18 protein-coding genes are annotated in these 22,128 nt (G+C 66.3%); 6 read left to right on the plus strand and 12 right to left on the minus strand.

Annotated elements, in window-relative coordinates; all coding sequences use genetic code 11:
- The first annotated feature begins 148 nt into the window (after positions 1-148).
- From FHS55_RS17490 to FHS55_RS17500, 3 genes are all read left to right on the plus strand, one after another.
- The gene (locus FHS55_RS17490) at positions 149-1,051 is read left to right on the plus strand and encodes an SMP-30/gluconolactonase/LRE family protein (protein ID WP_183191071.1); all 903 of its coding nucleotides are present in this window, start codon (positions 149-151) and stop codon (positions 1,049-1,051) included.
- Between the two features lie 153 nt (positions 1,052-1,204).
- Positions 1,205-2,242: an enoyl-CoA hydratase/isomerase family protein gene (locus FHS55_RS17495; RefSeq protein ID WP_183191072.1), complete on the plus strand. Its 1,038-nt coding sequence runs from the start codon at positions 1,205-1,207 to the stop codon at positions 2,240-2,242.
- A 64-nt stretch (positions 2,243-2,306) separates the two neighbouring features.
- The gene (locus FHS55_RS17500) at positions 2,307-3,074 is read left to right on the plus strand and encodes an SDR family oxidoreductase (RefSeq protein ID WP_183191073.1); all 768 of its coding nucleotides are present in this window, start codon (positions 2,307-2,309) and stop codon (positions 3,072-3,074) included.
- Between the two features lie 519 nt (positions 3,075-3,593).
- On the opposite strand, the gene FHS55_RS17505 is transcribed toward FHS55_RS17500, so the two are convergent.
- Positions 3,594-4,484: a LysR substrate-binding domain-containing protein gene (locus FHS55_RS17505; protein ID WP_183191074.1), complete on the minus strand. Its 891-nt coding sequence runs from the start codon at positions 4,482-4,484 to the stop codon at positions 3,594-3,596.
- Positions 4,485-4,649: 165 nt separating this feature from the next.
- Between FHS55_RS17505 and FHS55_RS17510 the strand changes: the two genes are divergently transcribed.
- Genes FHS55_RS17510 through FHS55_RS17520 form a run of 3 tightly spaced genes read left to right on the plus strand, consistent with a single transcriptional unit; the run spans position 4,650 to position 6,388 of the window.
- Positions 4,650-5,195 carry a sugar ABC transporter gene (locus tag FHS55_RS17510; protein ID WP_183191075.1) on the plus strand — a complete coding sequence of 182 codons (546 nt, stop codon included), beginning with the start codon at positions 4,650-4,652 and terminating at the stop codon, positions 5,193-5,195.
- A gap of 6 nt (positions 5,196-5,201) precedes the next feature.
- On the plus strand, positions 5,202-5,528 hold the full coding sequence (locus FHS55_RS17515) for a hypothetical protein (RefSeq protein WP_183191076.1): 327 nt from the start codon (positions 5,202-5,204) through the stop codon (positions 5,526-5,528).
- A gap of 20 nt (positions 5,529-5,548) precedes the next feature.
- Positions 5,549-6,388: an MBL fold metallo-hydrolase gene (locus tag FHS55_RS17520; RefSeq protein WP_183191077.1), complete on the plus strand. Its 840-nt coding sequence runs from the start codon at positions 5,549-5,551 to the stop codon at positions 6,386-6,388.
- A 347-nt stretch (positions 6,389-6,735) separates the two neighbouring features.
- Here the strand turns inward: FHS55_RS17520 and FHS55_RS17525 are convergent, their stop codons facing one another.
- From FHS55_RS17525 to FHS55_RS17570, 11 genes are read right to left on the minus strand one after another with little or no spacing between them, the layout of a single operon-like run.
- Positions 6,736-7,041, minus strand: a complete 306-nt coding sequence (locus FHS55_RS17525) for a hypothetical protein (protein WP_183191078.1) — start codon at positions 7,039-7,041, stop codon at positions 6,736-6,738.
- Between the two features lie 17 nt (positions 7,042-7,058).
- Positions 7,059-7,526, minus strand: a complete 468-nt coding sequence (locus tag FHS55_RS17530) for a hypothetical protein (protein WP_183191079.1) — start codon at positions 7,524-7,526, stop codon at positions 7,059-7,061.
- Positions 7,527-7,533: 7 nt separating this feature from the next.
- Complete coding sequence (locus tag FHS55_RS17535; protein ID WP_183191080.1) at positions 7,534-8,256, minus strand: hypothetical protein; 723 nt, start codon at positions 8,254-8,256, stop codon at positions 7,534-7,536.
- Between the two features lie 39 nt (positions 8,257-8,295).
- On the minus strand, positions 8,296-9,879 hold the full coding sequence (locus FHS55_RS17540; protein WP_343056262.1) for a formylglycine-generating enzyme family protein: 1,584 nt from the start codon (positions 9,877-9,879) through the stop codon (positions 8,296-8,298).
- Positions 9,869-11,056: an ABC transporter permease family protein gene (locus FHS55_RS23550; RefSeq protein WP_246340233.1), complete on the minus strand. Its 1,188-nt coding sequence runs from the start codon at positions 11,054-11,056 to the stop codon at positions 9,869-9,871. The genes FHS55_RS17540 and FHS55_RS23550 overlap by 11 nt, the downstream gene beginning before the upstream one ends.
- Positions 11,053-11,760 carry an ATP-binding cassette domain-containing protein gene (locus tag FHS55_RS17545; RefSeq protein WP_183191082.1) on the minus strand — a complete coding sequence of 236 codons (708 nt, stop codon included), beginning with the start codon at positions 11,758-11,760 and terminating at the stop codon, positions 11,053-11,055. Before FHS55_RS17545 ends, FHS55_RS23550 begins: the two co-directional genes overlap by 4 nt.
- An 8-nt stretch (positions 11,761-11,768) precedes the next feature.
- Entirely contained in the window at positions 11,769-13,721 is a 1,953-nt protein-coding gene (locus tag FHS55_RS17550) for a vWA domain-containing protein (RefSeq protein WP_183191083.1), read from the minus strand.
- Between the two features lies 1 nt (position 13,722).
- Complete coding sequence (locus tag FHS55_RS17555) at positions 13,723-14,907, minus strand: hypothetical protein (RefSeq protein ID WP_183191084.1); 1,185 nt, start codon at positions 14,905-14,907, stop codon at positions 13,723-13,725.
- A 15-nt stretch (positions 14,908-14,922) separates the two neighbouring features.
- Entirely contained in the window at positions 14,923-17,634 is a 2,712-nt protein-coding gene (locus FHS55_RS17560; RefSeq protein WP_183191085.1) for a virulence factor SrfC family protein, read from the minus strand.
- A gap of 48 nt (positions 17,635-17,682) precedes the next feature.
- Positions 17,683-20,811, minus strand: a complete 3,129-nt coding sequence (locus FHS55_RS17565; protein WP_183191086.1) for a virulence factor SrfB — start codon at positions 20,809-20,811, stop codon at positions 17,683-17,685.
- 9 nt (positions 20,812-20,820) lie between these two features.
- Positions 20,821-22,116: a hypothetical protein gene (locus FHS55_RS17570; protein ID WP_183191087.1), complete on the minus strand. Its 1,296-nt coding sequence runs from the start codon at positions 22,114-22,116 to the stop codon at positions 20,821-20,823.
- Positions 22,117-22,128 lie beyond the last annotated feature (12 nt).

Consider the following 22,128-nt stretch of genomic DNA (forward strand, 5'->3'; position numbering starts at 1 on the left):
GCAGCGCGAGAGAAGCATGGGGCCGGCGCGAGCGTCAATGATCAATGATTGATCTGTGATCACATATCTTGACAGCCTCCGGGCTTTTGCCGAAGGTGGTGGCAACGCGGGGAAAAACCCGTGCAGTGACGTTCTGGGAGGAACGACGATGGTGGATATCCGGCTTCTGGTGGATTCGAAGAACCACCTGGGCGAAGGCCCGCTCTGGGATGTCGAGGAGCAGCGCCTCTACTGGATCGACAGTTCCGCATCCGAGATCTGGAGCGCCCGCGAGGATGGCTCCGACGTGAAACTCTACTACGTGCCGACCCATATCGGCTCCATGGCCCTGCGCGAGAAGGGTGGCGCGGTTCTGGCGCTGGCCAACGGCTTCAGCCTGTATGATTTCCGCAGCCAGCGCCTGACCCATATCGGCGACCCGGAAGCGGACGAGCCGGAGAACCGGCTCAATGACGGCAAGGTGGACCGTCGCGGCCGTTTTCTTGCCGGCTACATGTCCTATGACCATGATCGCTTCGACGCCAATCGCGGCCAGCGCCCCGTGCGCAATTCCGCGCTCTACCGGCTCGACCCGGACCTGTCGATCACCCGGCTGGAAAGCGGCATCAAATGCTCGAACGGGCCGTGCTGGAGCCCGGACGACCGCACCTTCTACTTCTGCGATTCCTACGACGACATGATGTATGCCTATGACTACGACATCGAGACGGGCAGCCTCTCCAACCGGCGCGACTTCGCCTCGAACCGGCAATATCCCGGCACGTTCGACGGCTCGACGGTCGATGCGGAAGGCTACATCTGGAACGCCCATGTCTTCGGCGGCCGCATCATCCGCTACGCGCCCGATGGCAGCATCGACCGCGAGATCGAGTTTCCGGTGCGCAACCTCACCTCCGTGATGTTCGGCGGCAAGGATCTCGACATCCTCTACGTCACCTCGATGGGCCGGCCGATCAAGGGCGTGCCGCAGCGCGAGGCGCATGCCGGCGGGGTGTTCGCAGTGCATGGCCTCGGCGTGAAGGGCCTGCCCGAGCCGCGTTTCGGCGGCTGATGCCGGCAGGAGCGCCGCCCCGCCGCGCACGGCGCTCCTCATCGATCCCTACGATCCCAAGCGCCTCACGGTGCCGCCGGACGCAGCCGGCGTTCCCATCGTCGCGGGCGTGATCGGTTTCCCCCGCGCGCTGGCCCGGTTTCGAGGAAAAACATGTCGCATGTGCGGATCCGCACGGAAGGTCTGGCCGGGCGCATCACGCTGGCGCGGCCTGAGGCCCTGAATGCGCTGACCCATGAAATGTGCCTCGCCATCGCGGCGGCGCTGGAGGCCTGGCGCGCGGATGATGCCGTTCGCCTCGTGATCATCGACGGGCAGGGCGAGCGGGCCTTCTGCGCCGGCGGTGATGTGGTGCGCATCTGCCGTGCCGCCGCGATGGGCGATCCGGGTGTGGGTCATGCTTTCTGGCGCGACGAATACCGGATGAATGTCGCGCTGGCGGAATATCCCAAGCCGGTCGTCGCCTTCCTGCAGGGCATCGTGCTCGGCGGCGGGGTCGGCATCGGCTGCCATGTGTCCCATCGCATCGTCGGCGAGACGACACGGCTGGCGATGCCGGAAGTCGGCATCGGCCTCATTCCCGATGTCGGCGGCACGCGGCTCTTGTCGCGCGCGCCGCATCGGCTGGGGGAATATCTCGGGCTCACCGGTCTGCGGATGGGGCCGGGCGATGCGATCCGCACCGGCTTTGCCGATTGTCTGGTGCCGGAGCGGGCATGGGAGGCGCTCGCCGCCGTGCTGGCGGCCACCGGCGACGTCGGGCTGATCGCCGCCGCCGCCGTGCCGGCTCTCGACAGCCCGCTCCATGAGGCGGGGGCGGAGATCGAGCAGGCGTTTGCCGGCCCGGACATACCCGCGATCCTGGCCGCGCTGCGGGCGAGCGACGCGCGCTGGGCACGCGAAGGAGCGGAGGCGATGGGGCGCAACTCGCCGCTGGCCATGGCGTGCACCTTGGTGCTGCTGCGCAGCCTGCCGGCCATGGCGGACCTGCGTGTCGCGCTGACGCGGGAGTTCCGCGTCACCTGGCGATCCGTGCTGCCGGACCTCACCGACTTCGTCGAGGGCGTGCGCGCCCAGATCATCGACAAGGACCGCCAGCCGAAATGGCGCCATGCCACGCCGGCCGACGTTCCCGCCATCGAGGTCGCGGCGCTGATCGCCAGCCTCGGCCACGATGAACTTCTGCTGTGAACGAACAAGTGCCGGCTGCCGGGGGTTCCCGGCGCGCAGGCGAATAAACAAGGGAGTGGGCGACATGGATCTAGGACTGACGGGCGCCAGAGTCATCGTGACGGCGGGCGCGGCCGGTATCGGACGGGCCATCATTGACGGGTTTCTGAGGGAAGGTGCCCGGGTCGCGACCTGTGACATCGACGAGGCGGCGCTGGCCACCCTCCCGCCCGGCGTGCATGCCGAGATGGTTGACGTCGCCGACGAGGCCCGCTTCACCGCCTTCATCGACGGGGCCATCGAGGCGCTCGGCGGCCTGGACTGCCTCGTCAACAATGCGGGCATTGCCGGGCCGACCGGGCGGGTGGAGGATATTCATCCCGCCGACTGGCGCCGCACCATCGACATCGTGCTCACCAGCCAGTTCCTGGCCGTCTCCCGCTCGGTCGCGGCGCTGCGCGAAAGCGCCAACCCATCCATCGCCAACCTGTCCTCGGTGGCCGGCCGGCTCGGCTTCGGCATGCGCACCCCCTATGCCGCCGCCAAATGGGGTGTGGTGGGACTGACCCAATCGCTGGCCATCGAACTCGGCGACTATGGAATCCGCGTCAACGCCATCATGCCCGGGCTCGTGGCCGGTGACCGGCAGCGGCGCGTGCTGGAGGCCAAGGCACAGCAGAAGGGCCTGTCCTTCGGCGAGGTTGAGGCCCAGGCCTTCCAGTACACCTCGATCAAGGATTACGTGCCGCCGGAGGCCATCGCCGACCAGATCCTGTTCCTCGCCTCCGAGCATGGCCGGCTCATTTCCGGCCAGTCGCTCTCCGTCTGCGGCGGCATCCGCATGCTGGCGTGAGGCCGGGCGGGCAGGGGCGCCGCCCTGAGAGCCCCGCCCCCACACCGTGATCGCCGCGAGGATCCCCCCGCGGTGATGCAGCCCTCTGCGCGGTCGGCATTCTCAGGCGGTGGGTACGTTATCGCTCTGGGTCGATCCGTGAGATTATTTGGCGGGATCTCGCGAGGTTTCGCGGGATATAGCGAGACGGGAGCTACCCTTCGCCCGATTGGCGGTGCCGTCGACACGATCCCGCAGGCGCTTCCAGAGGGCATAGGCGGCCGTCCGGGAGGACGTGCGCGGAGCACCGAAGAGACGCCTGCTTTCCGTAAGGATGGTGGCCATCTCGACAGGCTGAAGCGCCGGGATGAACCGCCCCGAGTTTTCGAGACGCTTTCGGCTTTAACTTTGTGCTGGCGTTCGAACTCGACGGGCGACAGCATCCCGTTCCGTGCGTGCGGATGGGGTCAAGCGGTTCGCTCTCCCCGTTTGTCAGGCCCGAGTTGCGGGCCAGAGGCGGGTAGGCTGGCATCCCGGCGTTCAACTTGAAGCTTGCGCTTCCTCGAGGAGCCAATGCGCAAAAGCCTGTACTGGACCGTCACTCAGTCGGATGGGCTCCGGCAGGATGAGGCAAAAGGTCTTGGAGATCGACTGACCGTCAGGCCAAGGCGAAACCAGGCGACCTTCTGCCAACTGGGTTTCAATATAAAGACGCGGCACCAGCGCGACCCCGAGGCCGGCGAGCGCAGCCTCGATCAGCATGGCGTGCAGATCGTATCGCGCGCCGATCGCCGGGTTGGTCAGCGTGATCCCGGTATCCTCGGCATAGAGCTGCCAGGCATCCGGGTTCTGGCGGCGATGAAGGCGCGGTAGTGCGTCGAGGGCCGTCGCCGGGTTCAGCCCCGCGATCAGCGCTGGATGGCAGACAGGAACCAGCACTTCATGCAGCAGGCGGTGCGTCCGCATTCCTGTCCAGGCGGGATGCTCGAAATGGATGGCGGCGTCGAACCCGCTCCCGGAGAGAATGAAGGGCTCCATCCGCTCGGTTAGATGCAAGGTGATGTTTGGGTGTCGTGACTGAAACCGCTTCAGGCGCGGGATGAGCCAGCGGGTGGCAAAGGTCGGCAGAGTGGCGATGTCGAGGCTCGCGCCGTCCTCTGGCTGGCCCATCAGATAGCGGCTGTCGTGTTCCAGACGGTCGAGCGTCTCGCGAACCTGCGCCGCATAACGCGCGCCGTTCGGCCGGAGCCGCACGCGATTGCCGATCCGCTCGAACAGTGTGACACCGAGAAAGGCTTCCAGCCGGCCGATCTGGCGGCTGATCGCTCCTTCGGTGAGGGCGAGTTCGTCCGCTGCCCGCGCGAAGCTGCCATAACGGGCCGCCGCCTCGAATGCCATGAGCGCGGAATGACTGGGAATCTTGCGGCGCATGAGAGTCTCCCCGGCAACGACCGGAATGCGACCCCTTCATAATGATCTTTAGTCACTGAAGCATGACCCAATATCGTTATATAGCCGAACGTTGCGCGATTATCGTGATCAAACATCAATGAGAGATGAGCCGGTCGCCTCAAGCGACCGGCCAGGGATGGTCCGATGATCTACACGGTGGAATGCAGCTTCGCCGACCCCGACAGCGAGGCGGAGTGGAACGACTTTTACAGCCTGGACAAGCTGCCGGCGCTCATCTCGGTGAGCGGCTTTCATACCTCGCAACGCTTCAAGGCGCTGAGCGGTGGCTGTCCGGTCTATCTCGCCCTTCATTCGATCGACGGCCTCGACATCCTGACGGGTGAGGAATACCGCCGGAAGGGCGGCGGCAATTTCGCACGCTGGCAACAGCACATCACCGACTGGCACCGAAACCTCTATGGCGGCGTCGAGCGCGCGCCGGCAATCGGTGAGGGTGAATTTCTGGCGTTGAGCGCCACAGGCCCCGAACCTCTGATCCGGCTGGGCCTCACCCCATCTGCGATGCAGGCGGTCGCGATGGAGAAGTTCCCGGAATACCGCTGGCTCGCCAGGGTGGAGCGCGGCACGGCGGCTGACATCGGGCAACTGCCGGACGACGTCCATGTCTACGCGCCGATGACGGCGCAGTTGACGAGCGGCGGTGACGCCGCTGTCGGCAAGGCGCGGTAGATCCCGATGCCGAATGTCACGATCTACATTCCGGCAGACGAGATGCCGTCGGACGAAGCCCTCGCAGACCTCACGGCGCAATGCACAGAACTTTGCACCGGCATTCTCCGGGCCGCATTGGCGAACGTGCATGTCATCTATGTCGCGGTTCGGCTTGGCCGGGGGCACCCCGCTTTTGCAGAAATCCAATATCGCCTTGAGCCATTTCGGACGCCGCCAGTCATGGCGGAGTTCATGGAAGGGCTGGACGAGGCCATCAAGGGCAACACCGGCCTCACCGCGCGCATTCGATGCTTTGGCTATGAAGCGTCGAGCATTCACGCGCGAAACTGAGCGGATATCTGGAGAAACCGATGCCCAGTCCCGCATTACCCAGCCAACAGATCGGTGACTTAACAATCACCGCCGTCAGCGATGGCTACCTCCACGCCAGCCTCGACTTCCTCGCGAATATTGACCCGGCCGATGCCTCGCGAATGCAGGAGAGTGCGGGGATAAGCGATCCCACCTCGATCCATATCAACGGCTACCTGGTGCGCAGCGGCGGTCGCACGATCCTGATCGACGCCGGAGCGGGTGGATTCAAACAGTGGGGCGGCCGGCTGAAGACCCGTCTGCTGCATGCGGGCATCCAACCTTCCGAGATCGACGCGATCCTGTTGACGCATGCCCATCCCGATCATGTCGGGGGGCTGATGGACGCGTCAGGCGAAGCCGTCTTCCCAAATGCCGAGCTTGTCGCCCACCACCTCGAAGTCGCGTTCTGGCAGGATGACGGTAATCTGAGCCGTGCGCCCGAGCGTGCACGTGGTAACTTCCTTGTGGCGCGTCAGGCGTTCGACGGCTACCGCGACAGGCTGCGCACTTTTGCGGGCGGCGAGGTGCTGCCAGGCATCACGGCGGTGCCGCTGCCGGGACATACAGCCGGCCACACCGGCTATCGGCTCGATTCAGGTGACAAGAGCCTGCTGGTCTGGGGCGACATCGTTCATTTCCCGCAGATTCAGGTTCCGCGCCCGGAGGTGTCGATCGCGTTCGATCAGGATGCGCCTCTCGCAGCCGCAACACGAGCGAGACTGCTGGATATGGTTCATTCTGAACGTCTGCTGATCGCCGGAATGCACTTCGGCGAACCCGGCTTCGCGCGCATCACGCGAACGGGCGAAAGCTACGGTGTCGCGTATGAGCCATGAGCGTGCGCCATGAGCGTGCGCCAGGTCCGCGCGCCGGGTCCGCGCCTCAGGTCCGTGCGCTTCCCCATCGGCGAACATTCCTCGCCGATCTCGATCTCGTTCCAACGGGAGCAAAGCCGTATCGCGGGCTGCATATCTGAATAAACGGCCCGTTGCCGCACAGGCATGGCGCGGCCCGATTGACCCGATCCAGGGTGACCATTTCGGTAAGGGGGACGCCTAACGTTCCGGCGAAATCTGTCTTGGACGTTTCTGCGGTCGGCAGCGATGGATGAGCGATCGCGCCGAATCGGTGCGCCAGGGCGTAGCGTCGCCGAATCTACGTGGGCGACCAAAGCCAAGAGGTGTCAGTTCTGCCCGCTACTTGAGGGCTGCGCCGGCGTTTCTGTCGCTGGAGCCGGTTCGGACGAGCCGATCGCGCCTTCCGGGATAGGGGAAGCCTGGCACGCCGGCGCCTCGGCGACGCGGCGTTCCAGTTCGAGGCCCTGCCGGTAAAGCTGGGCGATCGAGCCGCCTGGCGCCGTGTCCGCGACCGAACACCACGCCAGGCGATGCCCGAACAGGGATATCCCGCAGGCTTGCAGCATGACCCAGCCGGCGAGGATGAGCAGAAGCGTGAGCAGAACCCATCCGGCCGTGTGCAGCATTCTCATCTGCGGGATCCCCCGGTTCAGCTGCGCGTCTGCAACGCCTGTATCTGCCGGCGAAGGCGGGCCACGTCGCTTTCGAGGGCTTCGATCTCGGCGCTCGAGCTGGTGGACCGCGCTCCGGCAAGGCGCTGCTCGCTGTCGGCCAGTTCGCGACGCAGCTGTTCCAGCTCGGCATTCTGCTGCTGGACACTGCGCTGAACCGCCGCCCGGTTCGCCCGCGCGGTATCCGCGCTTTGCTGCGCGACGGCGGCGGTCAGCCGTGCATCGGCCGCAATGGCCGTCTGGCGGTTCGCGGTGATGGCCATGGCCTGGGTATCCTGGGCATAGCGCCCGGAGTTCAATCCCTGCCGGGCGCAGGACAGATCGTCCGTTGCCGGGTTTCCGGTACAGCTTGTCTGGCAGCCGCCGAGGGCGGAGGCCGCCATGGTGAGGATGGCGAAGGATATCGCCGTGCCGAGTTTTCGCCGCATGGTGATGATGTCTCCCATCTTCCGCTCAGATGTTGAGGCCGACGGAATCGGGAACGCGGCTATAGGCCTGCATCAGCCGCTGCTTGCGGTCCTCCAGCGCCGCCTTCTCGGCGATCAATGAGGCCTGCCGGCTCTGGATGCTTTCCGGCGCGCCTTCGGATACTTCCTTGGAGAGCACGTCGATATCGGCGGAGGCGTCCCGGATCTGCTGGTCGAGCAAGCGCACGTTGCCCTGCGCGTTCGCCATCTGCTTGCGATAGTCGGCCGCGGTTACGCGCCCCGCCTGAAGCTCCACGTTGAGGCGGGAGATCTTGTTTTCCTCGTCGGCGGCCACCCGGCCCGCCGCGTCAGCCGTTCGACGATACTGCGCGATGTTGGCGTCTGCCTGCGCAATGACCGTGCTGTAGCGCTCCTGCTGCTCGGCATAGGGCCGTGTCTGCTGGTTGACATTGTTGGCGTAGAGACCGCCGCCAACGGCGCCGGCACCCGCCCCGATCAGCGCGTTTCGCGCAATGGCATCGCCGCTGCCGCCCGCGATCGCGGTGATTGCCGCGCCGAGCACCGCGCCGGTGGCGGCGCCGTACACCGCGCCCTGGGCGATGCGTTTCGTTTCGGTCTGTCGCAGCTGCTGTTCCGCCGCCGTCAGGTTGCTGCCGCCCGTCGTCGTGCATCCCGCCAGTCCAATGGTCGGAATCACCATGACGGCGACGATTGCCAGTCTCCTGAATAGCCCTGCCTGTGTTTTCATCTCGCCCATTCCCCTTCGAGTTTGTCTCGATCCGTTGCGTCAGTTCCACGGCTTGTCACGGCCGATGACCCCGCTGATGACTTCCCGTGTTTCCGTGACCTCGCCGCGCGCATAGGCGCGCACCTGCCGCTGGACCATCCGAACGAAGGGCGCCAGTTGTTCGCTGTCCCTGGCCTGGAGTTCGGCCGTCACCCTCTCGGCCGCCGTCGGCACGCGGGCCGCGGCAATCGTGGCCAGGGATTGGATCGCATCGGTGTAGCGGCGGCGGAACATGTCGAAGTTCGCCTTTTCCGCGTCGAAGCTGCGCTGATCCTGTTCGCGCCCGTCATAATGGGTGTCCTGCAGCAGGCTGGCGATGTTCTCCAGCGCGCGCGAGGCGAGCTGGAGTTCGCGTGCCATCAAGCCGGCATTGAGGATGGCCCCCCGGATCTGTCGTTCCTCGATGTCGTTGCGCCGTGCAAACTCGGCGGCGAGTTCCATCCGCAGGGCGTCGAGCTGACGTTTGAGCCCGGCATTCTCGGTCTGCTGGGCGAGCCTGCCCAGCCGCGCGGCGGCATCGGGCGCGAGCGTGTTGGACGGCTGGCTCTGCACCGCCGCGACCGCGGCCTCCAGCCGGCCGACGTCAAGATCGGCGGACAAGGCGGCGGTGCCAACCACGATGCGCAGCCCGGTGGTGCGCACGTGGAATTCGCCCTGGGTGACCTGCGAGAAGAACGGCAGCTCCTCGCGCACCGCCGAGTTCAGCTTGCCCGCATCGTCGAGGAAGGAGCCGCCGCGAACCACATAGCCGCCGATCCGGCCGTGAAGTCGGTCGGCGCGGGTCATGCGGAACGGATCGAGGACGATCTCGGCGGCGTTGCCATAGACATCGGCAAGCCCGAGCGGATTGAGCTTGCGCGTGCCGATCGGCTTCACGCGTCCTTGGGCGGATTGCGGCGCGTTGTGCCAGGCATAGTTGTCGAGCCCTTCCTCCATGGGAAAGCGCTCGTTCGCGCGCTCGGCATCCGAGACGGCGAGGCCCCCGCGTGCGGCGAATTCCCATTCGGTCTCGCTGGGCAGCCGGACATACCCGTCCGTGATGCCAAGCGCCACGAGCGCGGCAAGGCCGTTCGGGCCGGCGTAGAGCCAGGCGTTCAGCCGGCGGCTGAAGTCGATCGCGTCATACCAGCTGATATCGGTTTTCGGCAGCGCCTGCGCGGGCGCCATGCGCGGGCATTCCGCCTCGCTCTTGGCTATTACCGCCTCGTACTGGGCACTGCTGACCTCGTATTTTCCGATCAGGTAGTAGTTTTCGCTCGCGGTGCCGATCGGTCCGGCGATGTACTCCTCGCGGCGGTTCTCCATGAATCCGCGCAGCGCGTCGCGGCCGACACGTCCCATACTGAACTCCCGATCCAGCAGCGGCGCGCCCGTGTCGGAACGGTTGATCCCCTGATTGGTGACGACCTTGCGCAGCGCCATGCTTCCCCCGCAGGGCAGGGGAAGAAAGATGTCGTCCGGCTGGGGCTGAGGGTTGAACACCTCCTTGCGCCACCCCGTTTCGGCCGAATCTGCGGGCAAGGCGGCCCAGGGGCTCAAGGCCAGACACAGGGCCATTGCCTTTCGGCATCGATCAAAGCGCATCGCGCAGGGCTCCCGTTGGAGCGAGGGTCCAGTAGCGGATCGTGAAGACGCCGGCGACCAGCAGCACCGCGCCGGCCGTTGCCGCGGCGGCGGCGGCGAGCTGCCGCTCGGAAAGGAAGACGACCGAGGACCCGATCGCGACATGGCCCAGCAGTGGATTGATGAGGGCGGCGACCGCGATGAACCCGGCGCCCGAGAGCAGGATGGCGGCGCATCCGATGCCGACGGCCTGGCCGAAAACCATGCTGGCGACGTCGCATTTCGTGCCGCCCATCAGCCGAAGCAGCGCGATATGTCGCTGCAGCGGCAGGAATCCGAGGCTCAGCGCGCCCCAGAGGCTTATGCAGGAACCGACCGTCAGCACGGTTCCGAGCAGCAGGGTGAGCAAAGCGGCCGCGCGGTTGAGCCGCAGCGCGAACGAGACCATCGCGACATTGGCCTCGGCTCGGTGGCCGAGCGCATTGAGTTGCTCGGTGACGGCCTCGACAGCTTCGAGGTCTCGGGCGTAGATCCGCGCACTCGCAAAAGCGCGCTCCTGCTCGGAGGGGTCGCGTCCTGCGATCCGGAAACGTGGAACGCCATAGCCCTCCACGAAATTCTCCACCGCGACGATCAGGTCCGGCGCGACGAGAAGTCTCTGTCCGGCCAGTCGTGCGCGCGGGACCACCGGCCCGACGACCAGCGCGATGCGCATGAGGGGATCCACGCCATCGCGGCGGGTGGCGATCTCGATCGGGTCGCCCGGCGCCACGCCGAGCTGGGTCGCGAGGTCCGCGCTGATCAGCACTTCCCCCTCCGCTGGCGGCGCAAACCTCTCCAGCAGCGGATCGCCGGGGGTGGAAGGCAGCAGGGAGCCCTCGGTTCGTCGGCTGCCATCGGCCCGACTGACGAAGACGCGCAGCGACAATCCCCGCGTGGTGGGTTCGACATAACCGATGCCGGCTAAGGATCGGATGGCGTCGAAGTCGCCGGCGGTGAGCGCGCGGTCCCCGCGCAGGCGGATCTCCACATTGGTCGGATCGAGGCGGAGCTGGTCGACCAGTGCCTCGATGTAGCCTGTCTTGATGCCCCAGACGATCAAGGTTGGCAGGATGCAGGCCGAAATGGCAAAGACCGCGAGCAGGATCGCGCCGGGACGCCGCGACAGCATGCAATAGCCGAGGAACAGCCCCGTCATGCCGCATCCCTCTCTTGCGGACGAAGCATCGCGTGGCCCGGCTGCCATTCAACCACCTCGAAATATTCGAAGTCGTGGCCGCGCGTGAGGTCCCGGTCGTGCGAGATGATGAGGAGCGCAGCGCCGAGTTCGTCCGCCACGTCGAGCACGGTTCGCAGGAGAATGCGCGCCGTATCGGGGTCGAGCGAGGCGGTCGGCTCGTCGCAGAGGATGAAGGAGGGCCGATGGGCGATGGCGCGGACCACGGCGAGGCGCTGGCGTTGGCCGATGGACAGATCGGATACCCGCGTGCGTGGTGCGGCATCCAGCCCGAGGCGCTGGCACAGATCGGCGATGACGCCGCTGTCCCGCCGGCCCGCAAGGCGCTGGCCGAGACTGGCATTCTCTTCGAAGGTGAGGAATGGAAATAGTGGGCTGGACTGCAGGACATAGCCGAACAGCTTGGCCCGGAGAGGGGCGTGGTCGCGCTTGCCGCGGGCGAGGTCGGTGCTGCGTCCACCCATGCGAAGCTCGAAGCGCGCCGCCGTGTCGGGAGGGCAGGCCAGTGCCAGAATGTCCATCGCGGTCGTCTTGCCGGAGCCTGTGCGCCCGAAGATCACCTTCCGGTCGCCCGGGCGAAGCTCAAAGGCGGGAATATCCAGCCGGAACCGCCGCTGCCCGTCTTTCAGTACCCGCTGGATCTGGCGACCGATGAGCTCTGCCATGTTCGCGCTCACGGCATCTGGATGAGCTGCAGAAGCGTGACCATCTCGCCCTCGCTCGCTTCGGGATCGAGGCGGACCCAGCGGTCGGGACTGGCATGGACCTCCTGGTAGAATCTCAGCTTGGACTTCAGTGTGTGCAGTATGTCGCGCTGTTGAACGCGATTGAGCGTCACCCAGTCCTGCCCGGTCATCAGCAGGACGGGGCTCCGATAGGGCAGGTTGCTGAGATACTCGCCGAGCACCGCGCCAAGCGGCGTGTTGTCGGCGATCTGGCGACTGTCATTGCTGGCGCGCGCGGCCAGCTCCTGCACGCGCCGGAAATAGTCGAGCGGATCGGACTGTGAACCGGGAGCCTCGCCGGTTTCCACGATGGGGCGCAGCGTTTCCGCCAGCGTCGAGAGCTGGTTGCGGGTGAGCATGATGCGCACATCGAGCGCCACGATGCGCGGGTCCTCCAGGGCCTTGTCCGCGGTCCACGCCCTGAAGAAGTCGGGCGCCTGGGTGCCGGCGGCGGCCCCGAGATATTCGAGCTGCATGGCCCGCCCGGCGCGGGCCATCAGTTGGGCCCCCTGGGTCTGGTCCACCGGCTGAACGTCCCGGCCGGCCTGCACCGCCCTCACGTTCTCAACCAGCTGCCGGGCTATGCCGTCGATCTGCGAGGAAAAATCGACCACGCTGCCATCGCCGACGGCGATATAGGAGGATTGCCCGGCGCGCTGCGTCATCCGCCGATAGCTGTCGGCGGCATATTCGTGGTCCGGCCGACCGTCGGGTGTCTTCAAGTGGAGCGTGATCAGGCGAATGCCCTTCTGCTCCATCTTTCCGGCGATCTGGTCCACGCCCATCGGGCCGGCGAGATTGCCGCCCAAGACGGGCGCCCGCGGGCCGGCATCGGTGATCAGGATCACGAAGCGGGCGTTGAAGCCGTCCCAGTCCGCATTCTCGGTGGCCTCATTGACGCCGCCAATGCTGTCCTCGTCAAATCCCTGAGTGGAGACCCGCGCCGCCGATACGCGCTCGATGGCGCCGAGGAACCGCGTGGCATCGGCCTGCTGGTCGAGCCGCAGGAACGAGTTGACGTGGTATTCCAGCGCCCGGTTGGCCGATATGTTCTGCCGGAAACCGACCAGCCCGAAGCGCACATTCGCCCCGACCGCCGAATTGGTGAGCGCGCCCTGAATCTGCCGGATCGCCTGCTTCGTGCGATCGATATAGGGCTGCATGGAGCGCGTGGTGTCGACCACGAACACCACTCCCGCCTTGAAGTCGCTGCGTTCGGGCGGCTGCTGGTTGGCGGTGATCGACGCCACCTCCAGCAGGTTGCCTTCCTGCCCGAGAGGCAGCCAGGCGGCCTGATGCGAGAGAATGGGAAACAGATAGAAGTTCCGGTCGATATCGACGACCGTTTCCGGCTCGATCGACACGACATTCGACGTGGCGGCTCGGCCCGCGGCCGCGGCGACGCGAAGCCCCGCCATCTCGGTGGCGAAGTTCTCCCGCTCGAGAATGGCGGCAAGAGGGCCGCGTTCCCGGAAGAACAGTTGCCGCTGCCGCCCGGCATCAACCCGGTTGTTGAACGCGACCACGATCGACTGCTTCCAGTCGACCAGCCTGTCCGCGGCGATCCAGCCGCGCCGGTTGCCGGTGACATTCACCCCGACAGCCACGTAACCGTCCCGGCGTTCATAGACGTAGAAGATGGAGAAGGCCGGCACCTCCCGTGTCACGATTGCCGCCCCCGCACGCGGTTCCGCCAGGATCCGGGCCTGAGGTTTGGTGATCACGCGCTGGTAGAGCGTGCGCGTGTTCTCGACGAGAAGAGCCGTGTCCGCGCGGGTCGGGCTGCCGGCGATCAGGCCCCCGACAATGGCCAGGAAGCCGCACAACGCGATACGGGCAAGGGAGTGGGCAAGGGTGTGGGCGTGGGTGTGGCGGGGCGAGAGCGGGCGATAACGCATCATGTCATCCTTCACAGCCTTGCGCCCACGCCTGCTGCGCGCGCGGGTCCCCCGAGAAACGACGCTCCTTCAGCCATTCGCAGAGCTGGGCACGCTTTGCCGCCGCCTCGTCCACGCCGGCCTGCTCGGCTTTGCGGTAATAATCCACCGCCATGAGAGGATTGCGCTGCGGCCCGAGGCCCGCGGCATCGGCGGCGACGCTGGTATCGTTGGCCTCACCCATCCAGAGGAGCGCCGGCGGATGCCCTCTGAACGCGGCGGCATAAATGGCCTCGAAGCCCTGATTGGCACTCGCCTCGTCCCGCCCCGGTCCCCGGAGCACCCGTCCCAGTTCCATGAGCTGATCGAGCGGAGTCTGCGGATTGGTGATGGCATTGGCCCAGCGTTCCGGACCGCCATTGACCAGGTCGGTCACGGGCGGAGGGGCAGCGGGGGCGATGGCCGTTGCCGGCGGCGTGGCCGGCGCATCCGCCGTTGCGGCGGGAGCCCCCGGCGGCTGGGAGCAGTATACGCCCAGTCGATCGCAGAGGAGACCGGCATGGAAAGCGTAGCCTGCCCCGGCCGCCAGCAGCAGGACCACAGGCAACATGCCAAGCCAGATCCACTCTGGCCGTGGGGAAGGAGCGGCCAGCGCGGCATCTACGCCGGGAATGCGCCCGGCCGTGGCCGACATACCGACCCCCGGGCCGTTGCCGGCGACGGCTTCGATCGGCGCCCCGGCCTCCTGCGGCCTGTCCACTCTCGCCGCTCCCGCCGCGGGCATGGCCGGCGCAACGTCCCGCGCAACGTCCCGCGCGACGTCCCGCGCGACCTGCCGCGCGATGACCGGGCCGCCACCGGCCTCGCGCGTTCGGCGAATGCTCGGCCAGAAGAACACGTCGGATGTCCACCGTCCGCCCGGTGCGGAGGGGTGCGAGACCGTGATTTCGACATCCAGATCGGTCGGCACGGCGTTGCAGATGGCGGGCCCCAGCAGCAGGCGGGCGGATTGCCCGTCGCGAGCCGGCTTCACCTCCGCGACCGGAAGCTCGGCCGGCTGATCCTGCCAGCCGCCCGGCGCCAGGATCGTCTTGCTGCTGCGGTCCTTCCGCATCAGCTCGATCCGGACATCGGAGCCGGCGGCGAAGGGAACCGTCAGCCACGCGTAGCCCGGTCCGTGTTCGTCCGCTTTTGTTACCGCGTCAGCCATGGCTCGTCTGCGTCCCTAGATCGGCCCCGAGAGCCTGGCGATGATGGATCCAAGCCGCCCGTTCTCGACCGGATCGACCGACAGGCCGCCTTCCGACGCCGCGTTGTCCTGCACGGTCTTGTAGAGGGCGTAGAGCCAGTCATCCGTGGCGGTGGTCCGGAATGGCGCGGGCGTCGCGGCAATGCCGGCAGCGTCATAGGCGGTGGGCCGCTCGGCGAAGATCGCGCGCAGGGCGGAGGAGGAACTGTCGAGGGGGACCAGCCGGCGCTCCTCCTCGGGCCGTTTCCTCAGACCGAGATCGGCTACGAAGGCGTTGATGATCGCCGCCGAGATGACCGTCGCCTTCTCCAGCTGCAGATCACGACGGTCGGCTGCGAAGGCCTCCATCTCGATCTTCGCGGCGATCTGCTCCGACAGGCCCAGCCGCCGTGCCGCCGCCGCCAGCTCGGTCGCGATTTCCCGCAGGTTGTCCGGCCCCACTGACATTTCCTCGGTGAAGGCCGGCGTACCGGCGATATCGGACATGGAGAGAATCCATGCTTCGAGAGCGGCATGGGCCTGGCGCTCGGCCACCGAGCCCAGGGTGCCGCCTTTCGGACGTTCGCCGGGAGAGGCCGTCACGGCCGGGGCGGGTGCGGCGGCCTGGCCGGGCCGCACTCGCCCGGCCGGCACGATCGCCGGTGCGGGGAGCGAAGCGGGGGAGGCGATCTTCGCCGGCGAGAGATCCACCCGGTAGACGCTGTCGGAGAGCGCGCCGGGATCGATCATCAATCCCCGGATCAGCGAACCCATCCGCCCGGCATTGTCGCACCGGTAGAGGTCGTCAAGCACCCGGTCGGCGACCGCCAGCCGCTCGGCGATCCGCTCTCCGACATCGGTGGAGACGTGATAGCGCTGCAGCATGTCGCTCACGCGCGCCCGGAGCGCCAGAAGGCGGTCGCGGACCTGTGCCGACTTCATCTGCGGGTTGCACACGCCGGCCAGTTCGCTGGCGATGTAGCTGGCCCCGCCGTCATTGAGCCGGATCATTTCCTCGAAGGCGCGCGCCGGATCGGCAAAGTGGTCCTGTGCCGCCTGAACCGAGACGAACGCCGCCTTGAGCCGCGCCACCCAGTCTTTCCGGCCGGGCAGGATATCCATTTCGCGCGAACCATCGAGTTCGAAGATCGCCCGGTTCGAGAGCGAGGGGTTGCGCATCAGGAAGGCGTTCTGGAACGGACGGCCTGCCGCCCAGTTCCTCACCCAGGTCTCGGATGTCGAGCCGTAGGGATTGACCAGGCTCGCATCAAGCCGCCCGGTGAAGCGCGCGGCGAGCCCCAGCGCCTCGTCCGATGGCTTTTCCTCGAAATGAAGGTCGAACTTCGTGAGCACGAAGTAGAGCAGGACCGGCTTGCCCTGGCGTTCGAGCGGTGTCGCTCCATGCGTGGCCGCGATCCATCGGGCCACGACATCGGGCAGCTGGGCGACCTCCTGCGGACCATCCTTGATGCACAGAAGCATCGCGGTGATTTCCTGGTCCGCGACATAGCGCTGGAACAGGTATTCCACCTTGCCGCGGCGGATGAGCTGGAAAACCGTTTCTGCGGGGTGGTCCCGCAGCGCCCTCGCGAGGCCGGTGGCGCCCGCCTCGCCCGGATCGTCCACGTTCTCCCGGTTCAGGCCGCGGCTGCGATAGCCCGGAAAGTCCAGGATGTCGGTATGTTCGAAAAAGTCCCAGGGCTTGTCCTTGACGCAGATGCGCAGTTCGGCCGTCAGCGCGGTGACGATCGTGCGCGCGAGCGGCACCTCGCTGCCGCCGGACGTGCGCAGGGTGATGGTCTCGCGGGTCGGAAGCGCCAGCTTTTTCAGCGATTCAATGTCGATGATGGACTCGACGCCCGGCTTCGCCACATCCACGGCCGCGAAGGGTGCGAAGGCTTGCGAGGCGAAGCCGAGCTGGCGAAGCGCGTCCACCAGCTTCACATACATATCCGTCAGTACCTGGTGCCGCCCCCACAGGATGGAGAAAAGCGTTCCCAGCCGCTCGATCTGCAGATTGGGCGCCGCGCTGGCGGCCACCGACCAGAAGTCCGAGGTCTTCAATCGCCGCGTCAGTTCCGATTCCGGAAGGTAGCGCGCGAAATATTCCTCCATCTCCCAGACATCTTCGGGATCGAGGCCATTGGCGATGCGGGGCGCGCCGTCTCCGCCCCGGAACGGCGCGATATGGGCGACGATTTCCTCGCGTTCCGGCCACGTCTCGTAGCGGGCGGGATTGCCGTCGAAGAAATAGGCATTGCCGATTATCTTGATGATATCGGCATGGCTGAGGAGCTGGAGATCGACCGGATAGCCCGCGGGTGTCGGGCGGCGGTGGATCGTGAAGCGCGTCACCAGCCCCGTGGTCTCGCGGCCGGTGTCGGGATTGATCCGCTTGATATAGCTGACCGGCTCCGGCTCGCCATCGAACAGGGCGTAGAGCGTGTCCTCCTTGCGGGCCAACACCGAAACCAGATGCGATTTGCCCGCCTGGCTTGGTCCGAAGACCGCGACCGCCATCGGCCGTCCGGCGGCTTCGGCGAGGCGTCGTGCCGATACCAGGCCGCGCGCCAGATCCCGGCCGAGCACACCGCGCCGGTCGCCGACGCGGTCGGCATTTTTCGGCGTGTCGAGCCAGGCAAGCGCGGCGCGGATCTGCCCCACGGTGTCGTTGGCGGCCTGTGCCACGGCTTCGCGGATGTCAGTCATTCCGGTTCGCTTCCTTGCCGAGGATGTGCATGCCTGCTGACGGGTTCATCAAACGGTGACCACGCCGGAATCGAGCCAGTAGCTGCCGGCTGAATCCATGGTCCGCAGCGTCAGGAACATGGCGCTGGCGACATTGGCCTGCTGGTTGTCGGAAGCCTCCTCGATGCGCAGTTCCTCCTTGGCGCTCTCGCGCTCCAGAAGCTGGTCCGGATTGTCCTCATCGACGAATTCGGCCCGCGCGAGCGTGACAAGGACGGGCTTCGAGAGTTCCTTGCCTCGCTTGTCCTCGTGCAGCCGATAGAGAGGGGAGGCGATCCAGCGCTCGAAGGGAAGCTGTCGAAAGCCCAGCGCCATTTCCGAATAATATCTCAGTGTCGGATTTGTCCGGGTCCGACTGCGAACGGCTTCATCCGTCGCAGTAAACAGGACGCTTTCGTCCTTGAGCTTGTTGTTTCCCTCGAGATAACCAATGTACTTGGCCGTCGTCCTCATCTGCAGATTTTTGGTATAGACCATGAAGTTGGGTAGCTGCCGCTCGGAGAGAGCGCAGAGCATGCCCCCGACAACGGTGGCGGTCTTGGGGTCGCCGATCCGCATGCCGTCGCCGGCCTTGAAGGGATACCAGGTGCCGGGCCGATACTCGTGCATCGCCAGAATGCGATCCGGCGTCACCGGCAGACGATCGACCACCATCTCCATCACGGCCGGAAGCTTGCTGGGGCGCCCGGACATCAGCACCATATCGCAGTCGAAATGGTGGATGGCCTCGGCAAGGTTGTCGAGCACGTTGCGCAGCGTTTCCTGGACCGCCAGACGGAGGGCGTTGAAGTCCAGCGCGATCGGAATCTCCTCCAGCGCGAGGTCCTGCAATCCGTGCTGGGCGAAGGCTTGCGTCAGATAGGCGCGTGTCTCGGCCGGCACGGCCTGCACCTCCGGCACCAGTTCGCCCAGCGTCTTGACCGCGACCGTCCGGTATTCATGCCGTGGCGCGGCCTCGTACGCCGCCATCAGTTTCAGCGCGACCGGCAGGAACACCTGCAGCACGAACTGGCGCCGCAGGCTGGTCTCCTGCACGGTGATGTTGGCCCAGTTACCCCCGAACAGGTGCCGCAGGATCTCCCGCGCCTGGCGCACTCCCCGGCTGGCCAGATAGGCCGTGAAGGCGGGAATGACCGCGCGCTCGATCACCGCCAGCGTGACGTCGTCGCCCGCAATGCGAAAGCTCTCGCGGAACGTCTGGACCGGATCGATCGCCATGTTGTCATGGTGAAAATAGGTCGTGATCATGAGGTCGGTCGTGCCGCCTCCCACGTCGATGCTGGCGACACGGAGCGAGTTTGCCGGTCGGGCATCGGGCCGAGGCGGCCCGTCCGCCGTGAAGGGAAGGCGCGGCTTTCCCTTCAGGCTGAAATAACCGTCGATGTTGCCACCGAATTTCTTGACCACCTCGCCGTAAAGCCAGACGAGCTGCACGCAGGACGCCTCATCCCAGGAGACCTGAACGACCGGCGGAGTGGTGCCGCGCGGCTGGTTCGCGGTCCAGCCCATCACGTCCCACAGCAGATTGACCGCGCTCTGGGCCCGCGCGCGCATGATGCGCTGTTCGCGGGTCGGCACCGCCGTGGGCAGCGTGATGATGATCCGGTTGAGGCGGCGGGGCACCTCGCTCTGGCTCCGCTTGGCCCGCATCTCCGGGTTGTTGATCATCACGAAAGCCTGCCAGATGACCTCCGCGAGCATGAACGTGTAGACCGACGACCGCGAGCAGGTGAGCTGGGCACTCCATTTGGTGAGGCCACCGACCGACTGCGTGGGGTGCAGGGTCTGGAAAAGCTTGCTCTCCTTGCGCACCTGGGTCAGCACATCGCCATTGCTGTTCAGGTATTGGCGGATCTTCAGCCCGATCGGCGGCATGGTGCCGTCCACATAGTCCGAAGCGGGGAAGCGCCAGGCCTGATTGGACGCGGCCACGTCCCACAGGTAGCGCTTGGGGCTCGACATGCCGCAGAGCGACTCGGTGCCACCTCCCTGATTGCGCAACCGGGTCGCCTCCGGCCCCACACGCACGAGACTCGGCCAGAAAAACGCGCGCTGCCGTCCGGAATCGCGGGAGAGGTCGTCAGGTCCGAACCAGGCCTGGGCAAATTCCACATGGCTCTCGAAAGGTTCGGAATAGACCTTCTCGGGCTCGCTCAGGTCCCGCAATTCCAGTGTCTTGCAGCCATCGATCCCCAGTCGATCCTGGTTGTGGAGATCCTCGATGAGAATGCCGCAGGTGCGGCTGTTGCCCACATCGAGGATGAGGTCGACATTCACCGGCTGAAAGCGCGGCCGCGCCGACAGCGTATCGGCAAAGCGCACCTTCGCCGGCACCACTACCCGCGCCAGCAGATCGAGAAGGCCGATCCAGCGGGCGGCATGTTCGAGGTGGTGGGGGAAGTCGCCTGGCTTGAGGCGGCGGGGAGCAACCGAGAACTCCTTCAGCTCGATGAACAGCTTTTCCAGCCAGTTCACCACCCACCGCTGGTAGTCGGTTTCGTCGCCGGTGCCGGGGTCGAGCTGAAGGTCGGACAGAAAGCGGTCGAGCTTGGCCATTTCCGAGACGAAGCCGAACGTCCTCGGATTCTCGACATCGCTTACCCGGGGCTCTGTATAGGGGACATAGGGCCGGGTGGAGGCTTCCTCCTCGGCGAGGGGAATATCCTCGTCGACCGACGTGTCGAAGGCGAAGACGGCGATGTGGGACGGCGCCCCCGGCTCGGCTCGGCTCGCGGCCTCGACGACACGGACGCGAACCCAGTTGGTCGGGCCGTCGTCGTATTTCTCCCGGCGGGTTCCGGCCATCGCCTTGTGGATGCGCAGATAGGGCACCGGCACCCACTTGTTGAGGAAGGGTTCGAGGGCGCGCTCATTGGAGATCGAGTAGGAATTGTCCCTTTCGCCCGGCTGGTGTTCCGCCGCTTCCTTCGGGTTGTCGTCGTTCCAGCCCTGCAGCAGGCGCCAGCTGTCGAGAGGCTCGCCCTCATCGGTCGTCTTGCCGCTCTCGTGGGGCCGCTCGATGAACTTTCGGTCGAACCGGTCGAGGTCGTTCACGTCGAACGGGTACGTGACGAACTGGACGCCTGTATTCGGGACCAGGACCAGATCGTCTCGCGTGATTGCCAGCTTCAGCGCCATCTGTTTTTCCTAGTTCCTGATCGTCTCGACGCTTCGCCGCTGGCGGGTATCGCTGGCGTTGACGGTTCCTTCGATGATGCGCGGGGGATCCGAGCCCCGACGAATGACGAGCTTGTAGGGAATGTCCGGGTTGGTATCGCGATTGCGGTTGTAGAGCGTGACGCCCACGTCGATCGGCCCCGACGGCACGGTTTCGGCATTCGGAAACGTGATGTGCTCGGCCGGTGCGGGATCGATCCGGTTGGCATTGTTGTCCCGGTCGAGAACGCCCCCGCAGATCGACATGGTGCGATAGTCGATCGCGACGGCCTGCGGGCCGGAGGGGCACAGGAATTGGGCGGAAAGGTCGAGATCGGCCGTTCCATCCCACAGCAGGGTTATCTCGAGATCCCCCGCTTGCAGGCCTGCGCGCGCGTCGCGCTCGCGTTGAAGCGTCGCTTCGGCGTCGGGGGTCGTTGCCTCGCCCGAGGCCTCGGCACCACCGATCGCCCTCTCGGCGCAGGTGCCGGGAGCCTGCGCGATCTGCTGTTCGAGGGCCGCGACCTGCGCGCCGAGCCCTCGCAGGTGGTCCATGGTCGCGATGGGGCCGGCCGGGCAGTAACTCGAAAGGCCGAACCAGAAAAACAGCCATCCGAAGGCGCAGGCCCTGAGCAGGAGGTACATGATCGCGGCAATCAAAACCGCGAGGAGGAGCCACAGCAGCCCGACGAGCGGCCAGCGAGGCGCGGTCGCGCCAAGTGGCGCCTCCGCGGTTTGCGCGGCTCCAATCCTGGGAGCAACCGCCATCGGCGGGGCGGCGGCGAGCGGGGCAGGGGGCGTTGGGGGTGCCGCCTGCCGACGCGGTTCCAGCACCCGCAGCCCGGTCCTGAGGGCCTGGCCATTGTCGGTGACGTGGCCCCATGCGGTCAGAACCGGTTTGCCATCCACCACGAAGATGCAACTGCGACTGGGAACGGTGAGACAGTCCCGCAGGAGCCTCGCCATCTCGCGGTCTTCGGCATGCCCCTGCCGCTCGATCCGGTCCGCCAGCGCATGGATGCGCGACCCCAGGTCGGCGAGGGTCTGCGCGACGCTCTCGGCAATGTCCGCCGGCGCGGAAGCAAGGTCGAGCGCCACCACGCGGCCGGGCACATACCAGTCGATCACCGAGCCATCGCGATTATAGACCGGCTCGGCGAGAAGGCCGCTGGCGTCAGGGCCCAGCTCCTCCAGCAGGCTGACGAGCAACGCATGCTCGCTGCGGACGGCCGCCCCGAGCGGGCGAATGGAGACGACATCGGTGCGATTGATGCGGGTATTATGCACGCCGCCCGCTCC

Source organism: Ancylobacter tetraedralis (assembly GCF_014195655.1).
In the GTDB taxonomy this organism is placed as follows: Bacteria; Pseudomonadota; Alphaproteobacteria; order Rhizobiales; family Xanthobacteraceae; genus Ancylobacter; species Ancylobacter tetraedralis.